This window comes from Isoptericola sp. BMS4, from assembly GCF_011634835.1.
Taxonomy (GTDB): domain Bacteria; phylum Actinomycetota; class Actinomycetes; order Actinomycetales; family Cellulomonadaceae; genus Isoptericola.
Genome location: NZ_SIRP01000001.1, coordinates 1,761,730 through 1,781,863 on the forward strand (window position 1 = coordinate 1,761,730; position 20,134 = coordinate 1,781,863).

Consider the following 20,134-nt stretch of genomic DNA (forward strand, 5'->3'; position numbering starts at 1 on the left):
CCCGCGGACTCTTGTGGGGTTCATACAAACCGGGTCGTGCCGGACGGCGCTGCGGTGCGAGAGGATCGGGTGCATGGCCCGCCCCCCGCTCGACGCCGGCGTGCTGCGCCGCGACCTCCTCCGCCCCGTGGGGCCGCTCGCGCGGCTCGACGTCGTCAACACCTCGCCGTCGACCAACACGACGCTGGTGCGCGCCGCCGGCGAGGACCCGGACGCGTGGCCGGCGCCCGCGCTGCTCGTGGCCGAGCACCAGGTGGCCGGTCGCGGGCGCGCCGGACGGGCCTGGCAGACGCCGCCGCGCGCCGCGCTGACCGTCTCGCTGCTCCTGCGCCCCCGCCTGCCCGCCGCCGCTCTGGGCTGGCTGCCGCTCGTCGCCGGGTGCGCCGTCGCGCGCGCCGTGGGCGACGTGCTGCCCGGTGGCGTCGCCGCCCGGCTCAAGTGGCCCAACGACGTGCTGCTGCCGGCGCCGACCGAGGGGGCGGGCCTCGGCCCCCACCGGAAGGTGGCCGGCGTGCTCGCCGAGGTCGTGCCCGCGGGGCCGGGGCCGACGGGTCGCTCGGCGGGCGGCCCGGCCGTCGTGGTCGGCGTCGGGCTCAACGTCCACCAGCGCCCCGACGAGCTGCCCGTCGCCGGGGCGACGTCGCTCGCGCTGGCCGGCGCGAGGGTCGACAGGACGGCCCTGCTCGCCGGCCTCGTGCGCGAGCTCGTCGCCGCCGTCGGGCGTCTGGAGGCGGCGGGCGGCGACGCGGCGGCCGCGGGCGTCGCGTCCGAGTACGCCGCGCTGTCCGCGACGCTCGGCACCCGGGTGCGGGCCGAGCTGGCCGGGGGAGCGGGCGAGGTGGTGGGCGTGGCCACCCGGGTGGCGAGCGACGGCGGTCTGGTGCTGGCGACCGGCGACGGCGAGCGCGCCGTCACCGCCGGCGACGTCCACCACCTGCGCCGGGTCGGTCTCGTTCGGCAGTCCGGGACTCGTTCGGCACCTGGCGGGACCGAATGAGTCCTGGACTGCCGAACGAAGGCCCGGAGGGCGTCAGGGCGCGCTCAGGGCGCGCCCAGGGGCGCTGACTACAGTGGAGGCGTGACGAGCGACACCATGACCGGCGGCGGTGCCGCCGGCGACCCCGCGGACGACGACACCGTGGCGGACACCGCGGCCCGGCTGGACGAGGAGATCCTGGGCGGCCCGCGCCGCTACACCCTCACGGACCTGGTCGAGGGCACGGGCCTGAGCCAGGAGTTCATCGAGAGCTACTGGCGGTGGCTGGGGCTGCCGGTCACCCACCCCACGGAGGTGTGGTTCACCGACGCGGACATGGCGTCCATGCGGGAGATCGGCGCGCTCGTCGACGACGAGCGCCTCGACGAGCAGGCGCAGATGACGTTCATCCGCTCGCTCGGGCACACCACGGACCGGCTCGCGCTGTGGCACGTGGAGGCGCTGGTGGAGCACCTGCAGCGCCGGTACGAGCTGGACGAGGTCAGCGCCCGGCTCATGGCCCTGGACCGCGTGCCCGAGCTGGCGGACAAGCTCACGCGCCAGCTCGAGCACGCGTGGCGGCGCCAGCTCGCGGCGCTCACCGGCCGGCTCGCGACGGAGTTCGGCGGCGCCCGCGGTCCCGCGGCGGCGGGCGGCGTGGACGAGCTGCCGCTGCGCCGCGCCGTCGGCTTCGCGGACATCGTGTCGTTCACCAAGCGGACCGCGGGCCTGGGCTCGCAGGAGCTCTCGGAGTTCGTGCAGCTCTTCGAGTCCCGGGCGCGGGACGTCATCACCGAGGCCGGCGGGCGCGTCGTCAAGACCGTCGGCGACGCGGTCCTGTTCGTGGCCGACGACGTCACGACCGGCGCCGAGGTCGCCCTCGGCCTGGCCGCCCCCCACGCGGCCGACGACCAGATCCCGGTGCGTGTCGGGTTCGTGTGGGGCCGCGTGCTGTCCCGCTTCGGCGACGTGTTCGGGCCCGACGTCAACCTGGCCTCGCGGATCTCCGAGCTGGCCGAGCCCGCGACGGTGCTCGTGGACCCGCCGACCGCGTCGCTGCTCGCCTCGTCGTCCCGCTACGCGCTCACGGAGCAGCCGGCCCGGGACGTGCAGGGCATCGGGGAGATCACGCCGGTCCGGCTGCAGCGGGCCTACACCGGCGGCTGACGTGCTCCCCGGGAACGCTCACGCCCCGAGGGACACGACGTCGGGGTCGAGCGGCGCGGGGTCGCGCTCGATCAGGGTCGGGCGGTTGTTCCGCACGGACCCCACGGCCGCCTCGACGGGGCGCGTGTCCATGCCGACGTGCGGGCCGCCGACGATCGCCATCGCCTCCTCGGCGCCGACGGCCGGGTCGAGCCACGCGTCCCAGGAGCCGGCCGGCAGGATCACGGGCATGCGGTCGTGGATGCGCTCGAGGCCGTCGGAGGCCGCCGTTGTGACGACCGTTGCCGAGACGAGCCAGCGGTCGGGGTCGTCGTCGGCCCTGGCCGGGTCGCGCCAGAACTCGTAGAGCCCCGCGAGCGCGGCCACGCGGCCGCCCGCCGGGTGGATCCAGTACGCCTGCTTGGGCACCTTGGCGCGGGCCGGTGCTCCCTCCGGGAGCGGGAGCTTGCGCCACTCGTAGTACCCGTCGGCCGGCAGCAGGCAGCGGCGCACCGCCAGCGGGCGCGCGAACGCGCTCTTGGACAGCAGCGTCTCGGAGCGCGCGTTGATCATGCGGGCGCCGACGCCGGGGTCCTTCGCCCACGACGGCACCAGCCCCCAGCGGGCCACGCGCAGCGAGCGGGTGATCTCGCCGGTGTTCTTCCCGTCGATGCGCCGCGGCCGCTCGACGACGATCCGCACCGGGTCGGTGGGGGCCACGTTCCACGACGGCGGCAGCAGCCGCGCGTCGTCGGCGATCTCGGCGATCGCGAGGTCGTCGGCGATGTCCTGGGCGTCGCGGAAGGACGCGTAGCGGCCGCACATGGGTCCATCGTCGCGCACGCCACCGACAGCCCCTGCCGCCCGCCGGTGGTTCTGACGTGTCGCGGAACGGGGCCGAATACGTGACACGTCAGAACCACCGAGCGGGGTGGGGGACGGCGGGTGAGCGGGGACACGCGAACCGCACCGGAAAGACCCTGCCGCGCGTCGTATCGTTTCGATAGGATGGCGGCCATGCCCGACGAACCTGCGAGACCCACGCGCGCCCGCTCCCCGTACCGCTGGGTGCTGATGCTCGGCGCGCTCGCCGCTCTCCCCGCCTTCACCGTCGACATGTACCTGCCCTCCCTGCCGGAGGTCGCGGCGGACCTGGGCTCGTCGGAGTCGTTCGCCCAGCTGTCCGTGTCGATCATGCTCGTCGGCGGCGCCGCCGGGCAGCTCGTCATCGGGCCGCTCTCCGACCGGTTCGGCCGGCGCCGGCCGCTCCTGTGGGGGCTCGCGCTGCACATCGTGACCTCGCTGCTGTGCGCGGTCGCGCCGAACATGACCGTGCTGATCGGGCTGCGCCTGATGCAGGGGTTCTTCAACGCGGCCTGCGGCGTGGCCGCGATGGCGGTGGTCCGCGACCGGTTCGTCGGTGCGGAGGCGGCACGCATCCTGTCGCGGCTGATGCTCGTCATCGGGGTTGCGCCGATGCTCGCCCCGACGTTCGGGTCCGCGGTCGCGGCCGCCGCGGGCTGGCGCTGGGTGTTCGCCGTGCTCGCGCTCGCCGGGGCCACCCTGGCCGTCGTGGTGTGGCGCGTCATGCCGGAGACCCACGCCGTCGAGCGCCGCCAGACCGGCGGGCTGCGCAGCGTGTTCGCCGGGTACCTCTCGCTCGTCAAGGACCGGCACTTCATGGCGCTCGCGGTGATGCCGGGGCTCGGGCAGGCCGTCCTGATGAGCTACGTCGTCGGCTCGCCGTTCGTCTTCCAGACCGGGTACGGACTGTCGCACGGGCAGTTCGCGGTCCTCTTCGCGCTCAACGGGCTCGGCCTCGTCGTCTCGGCGCAGATCAACGCGGCGCTCGTGCGCAGGGTGGCGCCCATCCGCCTGCTGCGCGCCGCGCTGGCGATCCAGGGTGTGTTCGCCGTCGTCCTGCTGGCCGTGGCCCTCACCGGGTTCGGCGGCATCATCGGGCTGCTCGTCGCGCTGTGGGTCGTGCTGGCCTTCCAGGGGCTCATCCCGGCCAACGCCTCCGCCATCGCCCTGTCGCGCCACGGCGAGCGGGCCGGCACGGCCGCCGCCGTCATCGGCGCCACCCAGTCCGGCGTCGCGGGCGTCGTCTCGCCGCTGGTCGGCTTCCTGGGAGGCGGCGCCGTCGCGATGTCCTCGGTGATGCTCGGGGCGCTGTGCTGCGCCCTGCTCGTGCTCGCGCTCGCCACCCCCGCCTACCGGCGCGGGGGATGGGTCGGCATGGCGCACTGACGGCCGCCGGGAGGGCCGTCCGCCAGGGCGGGTGGCAGCTCTCCAGGCGCGAACGCGCTGCTCAGCGCCTAGGGTGCAGGTGTGGAGCGGCCCGCCCCCCGGCACGCGACGACGGCCACCGCGCACCGCGCGGTGCGCGTCGTGGCGCTCGTCGTGACGGCCGTCGTCGTGCTCCTGGGGGTCGGCATGGCCGCGACGTTCCTCGACCTGCGCTCGCAGATCCAGGTGTCCGACGTCGACACGTTGCTCGGCGACGACCGCGAGCGGCCGCCCGCCGTCGCCGAGGAGCAGGACCCGAGCGACCCGTTCGCCGGGCAGGCCCTGAACATCCTCGTCATGGGGACGGACTTCCGCGACGACGCCAACGCCGAGATCGCCGGCGAGGGGGACGAGTTCCACTCGGACACCACCCTGCTGGTGCACGTCTCGGGCGACCGCAGCCGCATCGAGGCCGTGTCCATCCCGCGCGACTCCCTCGTCGACATCCCCGCGTGTCCGCTGCCCGGGGGCGGCGAGACCGAGGCGCGGTCGGGCGCGATGTTCAACTCGGCCTTCGCGCTCGGCGGGGGCCCGGACAAGGACGTCACCGGCGCCGCGGCCTGCACCATCCGCACCGTCGAGGCCCTCACGGGCGTGCGCGTCACCCACCACATGGTCGTCGAGATGACCGGCGTGATCGGGGTCGTCGACGCCATCGGCGGCGTGACCATGTGCCTGCCCGAGCCCGTCGTCGGCCGCAAGGTCGACCTCGACCTCGAGGCCGGCAAGCAGCGCCTCGACGGCTACACGGCCATCAACTTCCTGCGCGCCCGCCAGGGCGAGGGCATGGGCCTGGAGATCGGCAGCGACCTCAAGCGCATCGAGCGCCAGCAGGCGTTCTTCGACGCCGCGCTGCGCGAGATCCTGGCGCAGAACGTCATCACCGACTCGCCGCGCCTGTACCGGATGGTGCGGGAGATCCTCGGGTCGATCTCCACCGGCCCGGAGCTCGCCAGCCCGACGGCGCTCGCCGGCCTGGCGTGGAGCGTGCGGGACATCGACCCGCGGCGGATCGTGTTCACCTCGGTGCCGGTCGTCGCGGCGCCCAGCGACCCCAACCGGGTGGTGTGGACCGACGAGGCCGACGCCGTCTGGGAGCGGATCCGTGCCGACGAGGCGCCTCCCGGCACGGCCGTCGAGGCGTCCGGCGGAGAGACCGGCGGCTCCGGAGGGACCGAGGACGGCGAGGGCTCGGACGGCGAGGAGGCCGACGTCACCCCGGTCGAGGACGACGACCCCGGCGCGTCCGACCCGTCCACGAGCCCCTCGGACGGCACGTCGCCGAGCCCCTCGTCCAGCCCGTCCGTGCTGCCCGGGGTGTGCGCCTGAGCGCCGTCCGGCGCCGTCGGGTCAGTGGCCCGGCACCGGGGGCAGCGCCCGCGCGGCCGCGGTGACCAGGGCGTCGGCCACGCGGTCGAGCACCTCCGAGCGCAGCTTCCACTGCTGCAGGTAGATCGGGACGTCGACCACGGCGTCGTCGTCGAGCATGCGGACCTCGTCACCGCCGTCGCCGGAGCGACCGCCGTCCAGCAGGCCGAAGCGGGCGCCGGGGCGCGGCAGCGGCCCCCACATGCCCCACCCGAGGCCGCGGCGGATCGCGTCCAGGAACTCGGACGTGCTCGGCACGTGGTGCCGCGGCGGCCGCGGGACGGGCACCCCCGCCGCGGCCGCTCGCGCGCGCAGCCAGCCGTCCTGCAGGTCGTCGGCCCGGTTGAACACGACCATCGGGGCCCGGCCCAGGGCGTCGGGCGTGGGCCCGTCGGGGAACCATCGCTCCATCACGGACGGCGCGGCGGCCGGGCGGTAGCGCGTGACGCCCAGCGGCACCGAGGTGCACCCCTGCACGGGCTCGCGCTGCGAGGTGACGGCCGCCATCACGACCCCCGTCGGCAGCAGGTCCACCGTGCGGTCCTGGTCCTCGCGGTACAGGTCGAAGCACACGCCGTCCACGGACTCCAGCGCCGGCATCACCCACGTGGCCAGTGAGTCCGCGTTCACGGCGAGCGGGACGGTGACCGGCCCCGGCCCGCCGGGGTCGCCGAGCTCTCGCGCGGCCTCCGCGCCGAGCAGCTCCACCTGCCGGGCCAGCCGCAGCAGGGTGCGCCCCGGTGCGGTCGGGGAGGCCGGGCGGGTGCGGCGCACCAGCACGCCGCCCGCCGCGCTCTCCAGCGCACGGATGCGCTGGCTCACCGCCGACGGCGTCACGTGCAGCGCCCGGGCGGCCCCCTCGAACGATCCCTCGGTGAGCACGGCCGCCAGCGCCTCGAGCTGACCGGAGTCCCATCGCATACCTGAAGTATGGCTTCATCAGGTGAAGGAAGAACAGATGGACTTGATCATCGTGGCCTGCCTACCGTCGCCGGGTGCTCACCCTGCTGGCCGGCCTCGGCTTCGGACTGTCCCTCATCGTCGCGATCGGCGCGCAGAACGCCTTCGTCCTGCGCGCCGGCGTGCGCCGTGAGCACGTCGGCGCCGTCGTGGCCGTGTGCGCGGCCTCCGACGTCCTGCTGTACACCGCGGGTACCGGCGGACTCGGGGCGCTCGTGCTGCGGCACCCGGGCTTCGTCGAGGTCGCCCGGTGGGCGGGCGCCGCCGTCGTCCTCGGCTACGGGGCGCTCGCGGCCCGCCGGGCGTGGCGCGGCGAGGAGGAGTCGCTGCACGCGGCGCCCGACGGCGCGGTGGCCGACGCCGGACGCCGGCTGCGGCCCGTGCTGCTCACGGCGCTCGCGATCACCTGGCTGAACCCGCACGTCTACCTGGACACGATCGTGCTGCAGGGCTCCGTGGCGGCCTCGTACGGCGATGCGCGCTGGTGGTTCACGGCCGGTGCCGCGGCGTCGAGCGTGCTGTTCTTCGCCGCCCTGGGCCACGGCGCCCGCCTGCTCGCCCCCGTGCTCGCGCGGCCAGGGGCGTGGCGGGTCGTCGACGCCGTGGTCGCGGCGATCATGGTCGCCGTCGCGGTCTCCCTGGTCGCCGGGGCGTAGTCAGCGGGCGGCGCGGGCGAGGCCCGCGAGGCGGTCGACGGCGTCGCGCAGCACCGGCTCGCGCTTGACGAACGTGAAGCGCAGGTGGGCCGCCGTGGCCTCGGCGGCGGCCGACCCGGAGCGGCAGAACGCGGACACCGGGACGGCGACGACCCCCGCCAGGTCGGGCAGCCGCAGGCACAGCTCGTGCCCGGCGCCCGGTCCCGCGGCCACGCCGGCCCGGTCGAGGAGCGGCGTCGCGTCCGCGACGACGAAGTACGTGCCCTGCGGCACCGTGATGTCGAAGCCGGCCGCGGTGAGCCCCTCGCACAGCAGGTCGCGCCGGGCCGCGAGCGAGGCGGCCAGCGCGCGCGGCGCCTCGTCGTCGGCCAGGGCGCCGGCGATGGCGGCCTGGAACGGCGGGCCGGAGCTGTAGGTGAGGAACTGCTTGACGGTCCGCACCGCCGTGACCAGGTCGGCCGGCCCGTGCAGCCAGCCGACCTTCCAGCCCGTGAGGCTGAACGTCTTGCCGGCGGAGGACACCGTGAGAGTGCGCCCCGCCATCCCCGGCAGCGTGGCGAGCGGCACGTGGGCGGCGCCGTCGTACGTCAGGTGCTCGTACACCTCGTCGGTGAGCACGATCGCGTCCGCGTCGCGCGCGACGGCGGCGACCTGCTCCAGCTCCGCGGGCTCCAGGACGGTGCCTGTCGGGTTGTGCGGGGTGTTGACGACGATCATCCGGGTGCGGGGCGTGACGGCCGCGCGCAGGGCGTCGGCGTCGAGCCGGAACCCGTCCGTCGTGAGCGGTACGGGCACGTGCGTCGCGCCGGCCATGGCGATGCTCGCGGCGTGCGAGTCGTAGAACGGCTCGAGCGTGACCACCTCGTCGCCCGGCCCCGTCAGCGCGAGGATCGATGCGGCCAGCGCCTCCGTGGCCCCCGTGGTGACGAGCACCTGCGTGGCCGGGTCGACCTCCAGGCCGTAGTGCCGGCGCTGGTGGTCGGCGACGGCGGCCCGCAGCTCCGGCAGCCCGTCGCCCGGCGCGTACTGGTTGCGGCCCGCGTCGATCGCGTCCTTCGCCGCCTGCCGGACGGCGTCCGGCCCGTCGACGTCGGGGAACCCCTGACCGAGGTTGATCGCGCCGGCCCGGTTCGCGAGCACCGTCATCTCGGCGAAGATCGTCTGGGCGACGGAGCCGTCCGCCGCGAGCAGGCCGGTCGCGGCCGCCACGTCGCGCCAGCGTCCGGGCGGGGGTGAGTCGGGCATGGCGACGACCCTAGCGGTGGGGGCCGACGAGCGCGTCGTCCACAGGCCCGCAACGGCCGGACCTCCCGATGTCCTACGCTGGCGGCGCCCGACCGGGCACGCCGTGAGGACGCGACGATGACGACAGGGGGACATGTGCCGGCCGAGACGTTGGCGAGCCGCGACGCCACCGCGATCCTCGAGCAGGAGGTCCGGGAGCTCGTGCGCCGGCGGGGCCTCGACCCCGTCCGCGACCGGGCGGGCCTGGAACGGCTCGTCGCCGAGGCCGCCGCCGACTACGACGAGCGCGCGACCCTCGGCGTGGTCCCCGCCCTGGACGACCCGTCGGACGCCGCCCGGACCGTCGCCGACGCCCTCGGCGGGCTCGGCCCGCTGCAGCGCTACCTCGACGACCCCGAGGTCGAGGAGGTCTGGATCAACGGCCCCGCGCAGGTGTTCGTCGCCCGCCGCGGCGTGCCGGAGCTCACCACCACGATCCTCACCGACGCCCAGGTGCGCGACCTCGTCGAGCGCATGCTCAAGTCCAGCGGGCGCCGGCTCGACCTCAGCAGCCCGTTCGTCGACGCGTCCCTGCCCGGCGGCGAGCGCCTCCACGTCGTCATCCCGGACATCACGCGTCGCCACCTGGCGGTGAACATCCGCAAGCACCTGGTGCGCGCCCACCACCTGGACCACCTCGTCCGGCTCGGGTCGCTCACGCCGCACGCCGCGGCGTTCCTCGACGCCTCCGTGCGGGCCGGGCTCAACGTCCTCGTCTCCGGGGCGACGCAGGCCGGCAAGACCACGATGCTCAACGCCCTCGCCGGGTCCATCCCCGTCGGCCAGCGCATCATCTCCGCGGAGGAGGTCTTCGAGATCAGGCTGTCGGCGCGCGACCACGTGGCCATGCAGTGCCGGCAGGCCAGCCTCGAGGGCACCGGCGAGATCCCGCTGCGGCGGTTGGTCAAGGAGGCGCTGCGGATGCGGCCCGACCGCATCGTCATCGGGGAGGTGCGCGAGGCGGAGAGCTTCGACATGCTCGTCGCGCTCAACGCCGGCATCCCCGGGATGTGCACCATCCACGCCAACTCGGCGCGGGAGGCGGTCACGAAGATGTGCACGCTGCCGCTGCTCGCGGGGGAGAACGTCTCGGACCGCTTCGTGGTGCCCACCGTGGCCTCCGCGATCGACCTCGTGGTGCACCTGGACATGGCCGCGGACGGCAGCCGGGGCGTCCGGGAGATCGTCGCCGTCACCGGCCGCGTCGAGGGCGACCGTGTGGAGACCGCCGGCCTGTTCCACCGCACCGGGATCGACCAGGGCTCCGAGCTCGTGCGGGGCGACGGGTTTCCGCCCGGCGAGGAGCGCTACGCCCGTGCCGGCGTCGACGTGCGGGCGCTGCTCGCCGGGACGCGCTGAGGGGGAGGGCGTGGGAGTCGTCGTCGGTCTGCTGCTCGGCGCCGGGCTGCTGTGCGTGTGGTGGTCGTGCTGGGAGCCCGCGCCGCCGGCGCCGCGCCGCCCGGGGCGCAGCGCGGCCGTGCAGGACCTGCTCGTCCAGGCGGGCGCCGGGTCGGTGACGCCGCGGGCGCTGTGGGCCCTCAGCGCGGCCGCCGGGGGCGTCGTGTTCCTCGCCTGCCTCGCCCTCACCCGGTCGCCCGCCATCGCCGTCTGCTTCGCCGCGATGGCGGCGCTCGCCCCGGAGGTGCTCGTGCGCGCCCGGGCGCGCCGGCGGCGCCGCGACCTGCGCGAGGTCTGGCCGGAGGTCGTCGACCATCTCGCCTCCGGCGTGCGCGCCGGCCTGTCGCTGCCCGAGGCGGTCGCCCAGCTCGGCGAGCGCGGGCCCGTCGAGCTGCGCGAGCCGTTCGCCCGGTTCGCGGCGGACTATCGGGCCACCGGGCGGTTCGGGGAGTGCCTCGACCTGCTCAAGGCACGGCTCGCGGACCCCGTGGCCGACCGCATCATCGAGGCGCTGCGCCTCACCCGCGAGGTGGGCGGCACGGACCTCGGCCGGCTGCTGCGCACCCTTTCGGCGTTCCTGCGCGAGGACGCCCGCACCCGCGGCGAGCTGGAGGCGCGCCAGTCCTGGACGGTGAACGGTGCCCGGCTCGCGGCGGCCGGTCCGTGGGTGGTGCTGGGCTTCCTCGCCACGCGCCCGGAGACGGCACAGGCGTACGACTCCGCCGCCGGGGTCGCGGTGCTGGCCGTCGGCGCCGGCGTCACCGTGCTCGCCTACCAGCTCATGCGCCGGATCGGGCGGCTGCCCGAGGAAGGCCGGGTGCTGCGATGAGCGGCTGGTTCTCCGTGTCGGGGGCCCTGATCGGGCTGCTCGGCGGCCTCGGCGTCCTGCTCGTCGTGGCGCGCGTGCGCGCACGCCGGGTCACGCTGGACGAGCGGCTCGCGCCCTCGCTGCGCCCCCGGGACGCCACGTCGGGCCTGCTGCGCGACGCCGACGCGCACACCCCGTTCGGCGTCGTCGAGCGCCTGCTGGCGCCGTGGGTCGCCGACGCCGCCCACTGGTTCGAGCGGCTCGGGTCGCCGCGCGCCGAGCTCCGCCGGCGCCTCGACCGCGCCGGGCTGCACCAGAGCGTGGAGTCGTTCCGGGTGCGCCAGGTGGTGTGGGCCGTCGTGGGTCTCGCCGCGGGTCTCGCGTTCGCGCTGCTGCTCGCGGCGACCCGCGGCTCGACGCCCGTGCCGCTCGTCGCTCTCGTGCTGCTCTGCGGCGCCACCGGGTTCGTGCTCTGCGACCAGCAGCTGAGCCGTGCGGTGCGTCGCCGCGAGGAGCGGATGCTGGCCGAGTTCCCCACCATCGCGGAGCTGCTGGCCCTCGCCGTGACCGCGGGCGAGGGCCCGGTGCCCGCGCTCGAGCGCGTCGCCGCCACCGCCCGCGGCGAGCTGTCCGGCGAGATCACGACGATGCTGTCCGAGGTGCGGGCCGGGGCGCCCATCGCCGCCGCCCTCACGGCCATGGCGGACCGCACCGGCCTGCCGTCGCTCACGCGGTTCGCGGAGGGCGTCGCCGTCGCGCTCGAGCGCGGCACCCCGCTGGCCGAGGTGCTCCGCGCCCAGGCGCAGGACGTGCGCGAGACCGGGCGCCGGGCGCTCATGGAGGCCGGAGGGAAGAAGGAGGTCGCCATGCTCGTGCCGGTCGTCTTCCTCATCCTGCCCATCACCGTCGTGTTCGCCGTCTTCCCGTCCCTCGCCACCCTGCGGATCGACCTCTGACCCACGCCCCTTCCCCGGCCGCGGCAGCGCGGCCCCGCTCGAAAGGACGCACCATGCAGCACGACCCGACCGAGCCGACGGCGCCGGAGGGGCCCGCTGGCCCGCCCGCGCACCCGCCTGTGGACCGTCCCGCCGCCGACGACCCCGAGCGTGGCGACGTGCCGGGCTGGGTGCTCGTGACGTTGATGACCGCGGGCCTCGTCGTGGCGCTCTGGGCCATCGCGGGCCCGCTGCTCGAGGACGCGTTCACGCAGGCGATCTCGAGCGTCACCGGGCGGTGAGCCCCCGGCGCGGAGCTGGGCCGCTCCCCGGCGGCGGCGCGCCGGCGCCCGAGGACCCGGACGGGGAGTCCGGCTCGGCGGTGGCGGAGTTCGTCATGGTGTCGGTGCTGGTGCTCGCGCTCTTCCTCGGTGTCGTGCAGGTCGCGCTGGCGCTGCACGTGCGCGCGACGGCCATCGACGCGGCGGCCGAGGGCGCTCGGCTCGCGGCGCGCGCCGACCGGGGCCTCGACTCCGGCGCGGCACGGACCCGCGAGCTCCTCGCGGACTCGCTGGGCCGCTCGTACGCCGACGACGTCACGGCGCGGCACACGTCCTCGGACGGACTCGACGTCGTGGAGGTCACGGTGCACGCCCCGCTGCCCGTGGTCGGGCTGCTCGGGCCCTCCGGGGTGCTGACGCTGCGCGGGCACGCGCTGGAGGAGGCATGAGCGTCGACCGGGCGACCCCGCCGCACGGAGGCACGCAGGACAGCCCGCTGCCCGCGACGACGGACGAGGCGACGGACCAGACGCCGGGCGACGAGACGCCGAACGAGGCCCCGGACGGCGAGGCAGGCGCGGCGCTGGTCGAGTTCCTCGGCACGGCGGTGCTGCTCCTGGTGCCGCTGGTCTACCTGGTGCTCACCCTGGCGCAGGTCCAGGCGGGGACCTTCGCGGCGGAGGGCGCCGTGCGCGAGGCGGGCCGCGCGCTCGTCACCGCCGAGGACTCGGGCACCGGCCTGGCGCGCGCCGAGGCCGCGACGGGGATCGCCCTCGCCGACCAGGGGTTCGACGACGTCCCCGCCGCCGACGTCCTCGGCGTGCGATGCTCCGCCGACCCATGCTTGTCCCCGGGCGCGAGCGTCGAGCTGCGCGCCCGCCTGGAGGTCCCGCTGCCGTTCGTCCCGGCGGCGCTGCGCGACTGGGTGCCCCTCGCCGTCCCGGTGGAGGCGAGCCAGGTGGTCACGGTCGACGAGTACGCCGTCGCACGCCCCTGAGGCCCGGCACCGGGACGCGCGGTCGCTGTGCCGTGGTCAGCCCCGGTCCGCCAGCCGCACGAACAGCCCCGGGTAGTCCACGACGAACCCGTCGGCGTCCACGGTGATCTCGGCCCGGAAGTCCGAGTCGAGCGACTCGTACAGGTAGCGGTCGTCCGCCAGGCGGGTGTACCGCTGCGGGTCGGGCGCCACCGTCAGCTCAGGCGTGACGTACGCGGTGACGATCTCGGCGGAGGCGCCGACGACGAGCTCGAGACGCCGGATCGGCAGCGTGTTCGTGAACGGGCTGAACGCCAGGTCGATGTCGATCGCGCCGTCCAGGTCGGGCCGGTCGACGCCGTCCGCCTGCCATCCCGGCCCCGGGTGCTCGGCCTGCGCCGCGCCGTCCTGCCCGCCGCCCGCCCGGGAGAGGTCGAGCGTCCTGCCGCTCGAGGAGCGCGCCCGCAGCGCGCGGAAGCCCCACCCGGTGTCCAGCTCGACCGCGTACTCCACCCGCTCGGGCCCGAGGTCGACGACGGACCGTGCGCGCCACCGGTCGTCGCGGGGCAGGAGGTCGAGGTGCTCGACGCTGCCGGTGGTCGTTCCTCGCCATGCGTACGTGGTCAACGCTGCCCCTCCTCGGCCGGTCCTCAGCCCGCATCCCGACCCAGCATCCCGGACGACGCGCCGTCCTGCCCGGCGGGACCGGTGCGGCCGGTAGATTCGTCCGCATGAGCGACGACGAGCCCCCGGCGGGCGAGCGGGCGGACCGGCTGCCCGTCGACCTGGACCAGATGTTCGACCTCGCCCGCGCGGGCGCCGACCTGCTGCTCGAGTTCGTGGACGCGGGCGTCCCCGCCGACCACGCGGACGCGGCCGGCAACACGCTGCTCATGCTCGCCGCCTACCACGGCCATGCCGGGCTCGTGCGGGGCCTGGCCGCGCGGGGCGCCGACGTCGACCGCGTCAACGCGCGCGGCCAGGCGCCCCTGGCCGGTGCGGTGTTCAAGGGGGCCGACGACGTCGTCGCGGCCCTCCAGGCCGCGGGCGCCGACCCCGACGCCGGGACACCCAGCGCCCGGGACACGGCGCAGATGTTCGGCCGCACGCTGCCCGCGCCGCCGTCGCCGGGTCCGGCGGGCGGGCGGGGGGAGTAGCACCCCCGGGCCGCGGGTAACCTTGAATGTCGTGGCCACCATCGACTTCCCCGCAGAGATCAAGGCGCTCCGCGCCACCCTCGAGTCCATCGAGGCCGTGAGCGACCCCACCGTGCTGCAGGCGAAGATCGCGGACCTGTCCGAGCAGGCCGCGGCACCGGACCTGTGGGACGACCCCGAGCAGGGGCAGAAGGTCGCCTCGGCGCTGTCGACGGCCCAGAACGAGCTGGCGCGCGTCGAGCGCCTCGGCCAGCGCATCGCCGACGTGGAGACGCTGGTCGAGCTCGGCCAGGAGATGGACGACGAGGACTCGCTCACCGAGGCCGAGGCGGAGGTCGCGGCGATCCGCAAGGACCTCGACCTGCTCGAGGTACGCACCCTGCTGTCCGGCGAGTACGACGCCCGCGAGGCCGTCGTCACCATCCGCGCCGGCGCGGGCGGCGTCGACGCCGCGGACTTCGCCGAGATGCTCATGCGCATGTACCTGCGGTGGGCCGAGCGGCACGGCTACCCCACGAAGGTCATGGACACCTCCTACGCGGAGGAGGCGGGCCTGAAGTCCGCGACGTTCGAGGTGAACGCGCCGTACGCGTTCGGGAACCTGTCCGTCGAGGCCGGCACGCACCGCCTCGTGCGCATCTCGCCGTTCGACAACCAGGGCCGCCGGCAGACGTCGTTCGCCGCGGTGGAGGTCGTCCCGCTCATCGAGCAGACCGACCACATCGAGATCCCCGAGTCGGACCTCAAGATCGACGTCTTCCGCTCGTCCGGCCCGGGCGGGCAGTCCGTGAACACCACCGACTCGGCCGTGCGCATGACGCACATCCCCACGGGGACCGTCGTGTCGATGCAGAACGAGAAGTCGCAGATCCAGAACCGCGCCGCGGCGCTGCGCGTCATGCAGTCCCGCCTGCTCCTGATCCGCCAGGAGGAGGAGGCCGCGAAGAAGAAGGAGCTCGCCGGCGACATCAAGGCGAGCTGGGGCGACCAGATGCGCTCCTACGTGCTGCAGCCGTACCAGATGGTCAAGGACCTGCGCACGGAGCACGAGTCCGGCAACACGCAGGCCGTGTTCGACGGCGCCATCGACGACTTCATCGAGGCGGGCGTCCGCTGGCGCCGCTCGGGCGGCGGCGCCGCCTCCTGACCTGCGCGGACCCGCCGGCCGGAGGCGCGGCGCGGTCCGGAGCACGTCGCCCCGGGCAACCGGAGGAAGCCGGACACACCGGCGTGTCCTTCCCGTGACGCGCCCCGCGCGGTGCGAGTCTCGGAGCCGGACGGCACAGGCCCGAGGGTCGTGCGGCCGGTGACGGTGAGGAGGTCGCGTCGTGATCCGTTTCGAGAACGTCTCGAAGGTCTACGCACGCGGGGCGCGCCCCGCGCTCGAGGACGTGACCGTCGACGTCGCGCGCGGGGAGTTCGTGTTCCTCGTCGGTGCGTCCGGGTCCGGCAAGTCCACCTTCCTGCGCCTGGTGTACCGCGAGGAGCGCCCCACGGGCGGCACCGTGTACGTGGCCGGGCGCGACCTCTCGCGGCTGTCCAGCTGGAAGGTCCCGTCCCTGCGCCGCAGCATCGGCGTCGTCTTCCAGGACTTCCGGCTGCTGCCCGGCAAGACCGTCTACGAGAACGTGGCCTTCGCGCTGCAGGTCATCGGCAAGCCCCGGCACACGATCAAGACGACGGTGCCGGAGGTGCTGGAGATGGTGGGCCTGGACGGCAAGGAGAAGCGGATGCCGCACGAGCTGTCCGGCGGGGAGCAGCAGCGCGTCGCCATCGCGCGCGCCTTCGTCAACCGCCCGCAGATCCTGCTCGCCGACGAGCCCACCGGAAACCTGGACCCCACCACCTCGCTCGGGATCATGCGCCTGCTCGACCGCATCAACAGCACGGGGACCACCGTGGTCATGGCCACGCACGACGACGAGATCGTCAACGAGATGCGCAAGCGCGTGGTGGAGCTCTCCACCGGTGCGGTGGTGCGCGACGAGGCCAACGCCGGGTACGGCCAGCGCGAGCCGATCCTGCCGGCCGTCGGGCAGACGCCGGTGCTGGACGCCCCGGGCCGCGACGCCCCCGCGCGCCCGCCGCGCGTGCGGGTCACGCCCGAGCCCGCCGACCTCGAGGCGGAGCGCGCCGCGGAGGTGGCCGCCGCCCGGGCGACGCCGGACGACACCCCGGACGACCCGACCGCGCCGCACGTCGAGGTGCCCGCGCACGCCGAGCCTGTCGAGCACGACTCCGCGGAGGCGGTGGTGCAGCGCGTGCTGCGCGAGCGCGACACGGCCACGGCGGCCCGCGCCGGACGGGAGGCCTGAGCGTGCGCCTGCAGTTCGTCCTGACCGAGGTCCTCCACGGCCTGCGACGCAACGCGTCGATGGTCGTGTCCGTGATCCTCGTGACGTTCGTGTCGCTGACCTTCGTGGGCGCCGCGGCGCTGCTGCAGATGCAGGTCGGCAAGCTCAAGGGCGACTGGTACGACCTGGTCGAGGTGTCGGTCTTCCTGTGCCCGGAGGGGTCCACGGCGCCGACCTGCGCCGACGGCGAGGCCACCGACAAGCAGATCGACGCCGTCGAGCAGGTGATCGACACCGAGCTGGCCGACGTGGTCGACACGACGTACTTCGAGTCGAAGGCGGACGCGTTCGAGTCGTTCACCGAGCTGTACCCCGACGGGTACCAGGGCACGCAGCTCACCGAGGACGACATGCAGGCGTCGTTCCGGCTGAAGCTGGTGGACCCGGAGCAGTACCAGGTCGTCGCCGACGTGCTGGAGGGCCGCTCCGGGGTCGAGGTCGTGGAGGACCAGCGCGCCGTCTTCGAGCCGCTGTTCGTCGCACTGAGCCGCGCCTCGATGCTCGCGGCCGGCCTCGCGGGCGTGATGCTGCTCGCCGCGGTCCTGCTCATCACCACCACGATCCGGCTGTCGGCCGTCTCGCGGCGCCGGGAGACCGGCATCATGCGGCTCGTCGGCGCGTCGAACCTGTTCGTGCAGCTGCCGTTCATGCTCGAGGGCGCGATCGCGGCGCTGGTGGGCGCGCTGCTGGCGGTGGGCGGGCTGTGGCTCGCGGTGCAGTACCTGGTCACCGACTGGCTGCAGGACGCGGTCGACTGGGTGGCGTACGTCGACGTGGGGGACGTGCTCGCCGTCGCACCGCTGCTGATCGGCATCGCGGTGCTGCTCGCGGTGGTGTCGTCGGTCGTGACGCTGAACCGGTACACGAGGGTCTGAGGTCGTATGACGGAGGCATCGATGGCGAGGTCCGAGGCTCGTGGGCCGGGCAGGCGGGGGTGGGCGCGCGTCGTCGGCGCGCTCCTGGCGGTCGGGCTCGTGCTGACGGGGACGACGACGGCGGTCGCCGACGACATCGACGACCAGCGGGCCGCGGCGGAGGCCGAGCAGCGCGCCAAGGAGCGCGAGCGCGACGAGCTCCAGCACGAGCTCGAGGACACCAACGCGAAGTACAGCCAGGCCGTCCTCGACCTCAACGAGGTTGAGGGCCGGCTGCCGGTGGCGCAGGCGGAGCTGGCGGCCGCGCAGGCCGAGCTCGAGGAGGCGCGCCGCAAGGCGGCGATCCTCGCCCAGCGGCTCGCGGACGCCGAGGAGGAGGAGTCCGCGGTCTCGGCCCAGATCGAGGACGGCGAGGGCAAGGTGGCCGCCGCCCGCGCGGACATCGTCGAGATGGCGCGGCAGGCCTACCGCGGTGGCGACGACCCGAGCACGGTCGGGATCGTGACCGGGGCGCAGTCCACGAGCGAGTTCCTCGACGAGTACGCCGTCTCGTCGTCGGCCGCCCGCAGCCAGGCGCGCACGCTGTCCGAGCTGCAGGAGGCCGAGGCGGTCGCGAAGAATCAGCAGGCGCGTCTGGACGCCATCCGGGCCACGATCGCTGAGCTGAAGAAGGAGGCGGACGAGAACGTCGCCGCCGCCGAGCGCGCCGAGCGCGAGGCCCAGGACCGCAAGGCCGAGGTGGAGCGCCTCATCGCGCAGCAGAAGAAGCTCAAGGCGTCGATCGCGGACCAGCGCGACACGGCCCTCGAGGAGATCCAGGCCAACGAGCAGGAGCAGGCGAACCTCGAGGCCGAGCTCAAGCAGATCATCAAGAAGCAGAAGGCGCGTGACGCCCGGCTGGCCGAGCAGCGCCGCAAGGCCGAGGAGGCGGAGCGCCGCCGCGCCGCCGCGGAGGCGGAGGCCGAGGCGGAGCGGGACTCCGGCGGTTCGGGAGGCGGTTCCTCGGGCGGCGGCTCGTCGTCCGGGGGCGGGTCCTCCGACGGCGGGTCGTCGAGCGGCGGCTCGTCCGGCGGGGGATCGTCGTCGGGCGGTTCCTCGGGACCGTTCTTCGGCTGGCCGACGAACTACCACGTGGTGACGAGCTCGTACGGCATGCGGTTCCACCCGACGCTGGGCTACTGGCGCCTGCACGCGGGGACCGACATCCGCACCTACTGCGGGACGCCGATCTACGCCGCGCAGAGCGGGTACGTGGAGAAGGCCTACTACGGCAGCGGGCCGGGTAACAACGTGCTCATCAACCACGGCACGTACCGGGGCGACAACGTCATGTCGCGGTACCTGCACATGTCCTACGACACGGTCAGCGTGGGGGAGTACGTCGACGAGGGCGAGGTCATCGGGTACTCGGGCACCACGGGCACGTCGTCCGCGTGCCACCTGCACTTCGAGACGTACGTCAACGGCAGCACCGTCGACCCCATGAGCGGCTGGCTGAACTGACCGGCGACCTCGCGAAATACGCTGGTGGCCCGCCCGCGTTCCCGTATCCTGGGACGTCGCGACCACCCGGGAGGAGGAGCCGATGTCCAGCAAGGCCAAGGGCGCCAAGAAGAAGCAGCAGGCCGACCCGCGCCAGGTCGTGGCGAACAACAAGAAGGCCCGCCACGACTACGTGATCGAGGACGTCCTCGAGGCCGGCATCGTGCTGTCCGGGACCGAGGTCAAGGCGCTGCGGATGGGGCGCGCCTCGCTCGTCGACGGGTACGTCGCCGTCGACCACGACGAGGCGTGGCTGGAGAACGTCCACATCCCCGAGTACTTCCAGGGGACGTGGAACAACCACGCGCCCAAGCGCAAGCGCAAGCTCCTGCTGCACCGCGACGAGATCGACCGGCTCGGCGTGCGGTCGCGGGAGAAGGGGCACACGATCGTGCCGCTGCGGCTGTACTTCCTCGACGGACGCGCCAAGGTGGAGATCGCCCTGGCCCGAGGCAAGAAGGAGTACGACAAGCGCCAGACCCTGCGCGAGAAGCAGGACATGCGCGAGGCGCAGCGGGCGATGCGGCGCCACGAGCTGCTCGGCTGAGACGGAGGCGAAGCGCAGGCTCCGCCGACATGAGGAACGCCTGAGACGGAGGCGCAGCGGCGGTCCGCGGCTGCGGGCACGTGCGGAAATATCGGTGCGTCCCGCGGCGTTCATCCACTACGATGGACACGTCCGCAGCCCACGGTCCGCCGTGGGACGGGCTTTGACAACACCACAGGGGCTGATCGGTTTCGACGGTGGTCGTGCTTCGAGGAGAAGCGGGCCGAGGATGCAGGCTCATCTCGTAAACGCCTTGCCTGCGACCTTATAGGTGCCGATAACAAGCGCACCGACTTCGCCCTCGCCGCCTGAGCGAGCTCCGAAGTCCGTGAGCCCGGGAGTGCTCTCGACCCGGTAGCTCACGTCATCTAGAGAGCCACTGCTCGTCGCCCTCGTCACCGGGGCGGCGGGGACACTCAGGTGACTGGGCCTGTCCGCACCTTGTCTGCGTGAGTGCGGGGGCCGAGAAAATCACAGCAGACTGCGCCCGGAGAAGTCCTCGAAAAGCGCTACCGGACCCGGGTTCGATTCCCGGCAGCTCCACCCCTCCGCGACGGCCCCGCCGGCTCACCAGCCGGCGGG

The 20,134-nt window shown here is 74.5% G+C and carries 20 protein-coding genes, 1 other RNA gene and 1 pseudogene; 18 read left to right on the plus strand and 4 right to left on the minus strand.

Annotated features, from left to right (window positions below; genetic code table 11):
* Nucleotides 1-73 precede the first annotated feature (73 nt).
* Complete coding sequence (locus tag EYB28_RS07800; protein WP_166846349.1) at nucleotides 74-997, plus strand: biotin--[acetyl-CoA-carboxylase] ligase; 924 nt, start codon at nucleotides 74-76, stop codon at nucleotides 995-997.
* A 96-nt stretch (nucleotides 998-1,093) separates the two neighbouring features.
* Entirely contained in the window at nucleotides 1,094-2,143 is a 1,050-nt protein-coding gene (locus EYB28_RS07805; protein WP_166851931.1) for an adenylate/guanylate cyclase domain-containing protein, read from the plus strand.
* Between the two features lie 18 nt (nucleotides 2,144-2,161).
* Here the strand turns inward: EYB28_RS07805 and EYB28_RS07810 are convergent, their stop codons facing one another.
* Nucleotides 2,162-2,947: an SOS response-associated peptidase gene (locus EYB28_RS07810; protein WP_166846352.1), complete on the minus strand. Its 786-nt coding sequence runs from the start codon at nucleotides 2,945-2,947 to the stop codon at nucleotides 2,162-2,164.
* A 192-nt stretch (nucleotides 2,948-3,139) separates the two neighbouring features.
* Between EYB28_RS07810 and EYB28_RS07815 the strand changes: the two genes are divergently transcribed.
* Nucleotides 3,140-4,372: a multidrug effflux MFS transporter gene (locus tag EYB28_RS07815; RefSeq protein ID WP_166846354.1), complete on the plus strand. Its 1,233-nt coding sequence runs from the start codon at nucleotides 3,140-3,142 to the stop codon at nucleotides 4,370-4,372.
* A gap of 81 nt (nucleotides 4,373-4,453) precedes the next feature.
* Nucleotides 4,454-5,740, plus strand: a complete 1,287-nt coding sequence (locus EYB28_RS07820; RefSeq protein ID WP_240930435.1) for an LCP family protein — start codon at nucleotides 4,454-4,456, stop codon at nucleotides 5,738-5,740.
* A 21-nt stretch (nucleotides 5,741-5,761) separates the two neighbouring features.
* On the opposite strand, the gene EYB28_RS07825 is transcribed toward EYB28_RS07820, so the two are convergent.
* Nucleotides 5,762-6,700 (minus strand): LysR family transcriptional regulator ArgP, encoded by a 939-nt coding sequence (locus tag EYB28_RS07825; RefSeq protein WP_166846356.1) that lies wholly within the window; start codon nucleotides 6,698-6,700, stop codon nucleotides 5,762-5,764.
* A gap of 74 nt (nucleotides 6,701-6,774) precedes the next feature.
* Between EYB28_RS07825 and EYB28_RS07830 the strand changes: the two genes are divergently transcribed.
* On the plus strand, nucleotides 6,775-7,395 hold the full coding sequence (locus EYB28_RS07830) for a LysE/ArgO family amino acid transporter (RefSeq protein ID WP_166846359.1): 621 nt from the start codon (nucleotides 6,775-6,777) through the stop codon (nucleotides 7,393-7,395).
* Here EYB28_RS07830 and EYB28_RS07835 read toward each other — a convergent pair whose 3' ends face one another.
* A complete protein-coding gene (locus EYB28_RS07835) occupies nucleotides 7,396-8,640 on the minus strand; it encodes an aminotransferase class I/II-fold pyridoxal phosphate-dependent enzyme (RefSeq protein WP_166846361.1) in 1,245 nt (414 codons plus the stop codon). It lies immediately after the preceding gene.
* Nucleotides 8,641-8,757: 117 nt separating this feature from the next.
* Here EYB28_RS07835 and EYB28_RS07840 point away from each other — a divergent pair, with 117 nt between their 5' ends.
* From EYB28_RS07840 to EYB28_RS07865, 6 genes are read left to right on the plus strand one after another with little or no spacing between them, the layout of a single operon-like run.
* Complete coding sequence (locus EYB28_RS07840) at nucleotides 8,758-10,038, plus strand: CpaF family protein (RefSeq protein ID WP_166846364.1); 1,281 nt, start codon at nucleotides 8,758-8,760, stop codon at nucleotides 10,036-10,038.
* 10 nt (nucleotides 10,039-10,048) lie between these two features.
* Nucleotides 10,049-10,906, plus strand: coding sequence for a type II secretion system F family protein (locus tag EYB28_RS07845; RefSeq protein ID WP_166846366.1), 858 nt, complete (start codon nucleotides 10,049-10,051; stop codon nucleotides 10,904-10,906).
* On the plus strand, nucleotides 10,903-11,841 hold the full coding sequence (locus EYB28_RS07850) for a type II secretion system F family protein (RefSeq protein ID WP_166846369.1): 939 nt from the start codon (nucleotides 10,903-10,905) through the stop codon (nucleotides 11,839-11,841). The genes EYB28_RS07845 and EYB28_RS07850 overlap by 4 nt, the downstream gene beginning before the upstream one ends.
* A 53-nt stretch (nucleotides 11,842-11,894) precedes the next feature.
* Nucleotides 11,895-12,122: a hypothetical protein gene (locus EYB28_RS07855; protein ID WP_166843761.1), complete on the plus strand. Its 228-nt coding sequence runs from the start codon at nucleotides 11,895-11,897 to the stop codon at nucleotides 12,120-12,122.
* Nucleotides 12,119-12,550 carry a TadE family protein gene (locus EYB28_RS07860; protein ID WP_370459455.1) on the plus strand — a complete coding sequence of 144 codons (432 nt, stop codon included), beginning with the start codon at nucleotides 12,119-12,121 and terminating at the stop codon, nucleotides 12,548-12,550. Before EYB28_RS07855 ends, EYB28_RS07860 begins: the two co-directional genes overlap by 4 nt.
* Nucleotides 12,547-13,098, plus strand: a complete 552-nt coding sequence (locus EYB28_RS07865) for a pilus assembly protein (RefSeq protein ID WP_240930436.1) — start codon at nucleotides 12,547-12,549, stop codon at nucleotides 13,096-13,098. Before EYB28_RS07860 ends, EYB28_RS07865 begins: the two co-directional genes overlap by 4 nt.
* 36 nt (nucleotides 13,099-13,134) lie before the next feature.
* Here the strand turns inward: EYB28_RS07865 and EYB28_RS07870 are convergent, their stop codons facing one another.
* Entirely contained in the window at nucleotides 13,135-13,704 is a 570-nt protein-coding gene (locus tag EYB28_RS07870; protein WP_166846371.1) for a putative glycolipid-binding domain-containing protein, read from the minus strand.
* 104 nt (nucleotides 13,705-13,808) lie between these two features.
* Here EYB28_RS07870 and EYB28_RS07875 point away from each other — a divergent pair, with 104 nt between their 5' ends.
* The 7 genes and pseudogenes from EYB28_RS07875 to ssrA all read left to right on the plus strand — a co-directional run bounded on the left by EYB28_RS07875 (nucleotide 13,809) and on the right by ssrA (nucleotide 20,098).
* Nucleotides 13,809-14,234 carry an ankyrin repeat domain-containing protein gene (locus EYB28_RS07875; RefSeq protein WP_205710868.1) on the plus strand — a complete coding sequence of 142 codons (426 nt, stop codon included), beginning with the start codon at nucleotides 13,809-13,811 and terminating at the stop codon, nucleotides 14,232-14,234.
* 31 nt (nucleotides 14,235-14,265) lie between these two features.
* Entirely contained in the window at nucleotides 14,266-15,381 is a 1,116-nt protein-coding gene (gene prfB / locus EYB28_RS07880) for a peptide chain release factor 2 (protein ID WP_166846373.1), read from the plus strand.
* A 181-nt stretch (nucleotides 15,382-15,562) separates the two neighbouring features.
* Nucleotides 15,563-16,240, plus strand: a pseudogene (gene ftsE / locus EYB28_RS07885) (cell division ATP-binding protein FtsE); the annotation flags it as partial.
* Between the two features lie 311 nt (nucleotides 16,241-16,551).
* Entirely contained in the window at nucleotides 16,552-17,463 is a 912-nt protein-coding gene (gene ftsX / locus EYB28_RS07890) for a permease-like cell division protein FtsX (protein ID WP_166846378.1), read from the plus strand.
* A 21-nt stretch (nucleotides 17,464-17,484) separates the two neighbouring features.
* Nucleotides 17,485-18,966, plus strand: a complete 1,482-nt coding sequence (locus EYB28_RS07895) for a M23 family metallopeptidase (RefSeq protein ID WP_166846380.1) — start codon at nucleotides 17,485-17,487, stop codon at nucleotides 18,964-18,966.
* Nucleotides 18,967-19,048: 82 nt separating this feature from the next.
* The gene (smpB, locus tag EYB28_RS07900) at nucleotides 19,049-19,552 is read left to right on the plus strand and encodes an SsrA-binding protein SmpB (protein WP_166846382.1); all 504 of its coding nucleotides are present in this window, start codon (nucleotides 19,049-19,051) and stop codon (nucleotides 19,550-19,552) included.
* A 177-nt stretch (nucleotides 19,553-19,729) separates the two neighbouring features.
* Nucleotides 19,730-20,098, plus strand: a transfer-messenger RNA (tmRNA) gene (ssrA, locus tag EYB28_RS07905).
* The last annotated feature ends 36 nt before the right edge of the window (nucleotides 20,099-20,134 follow it).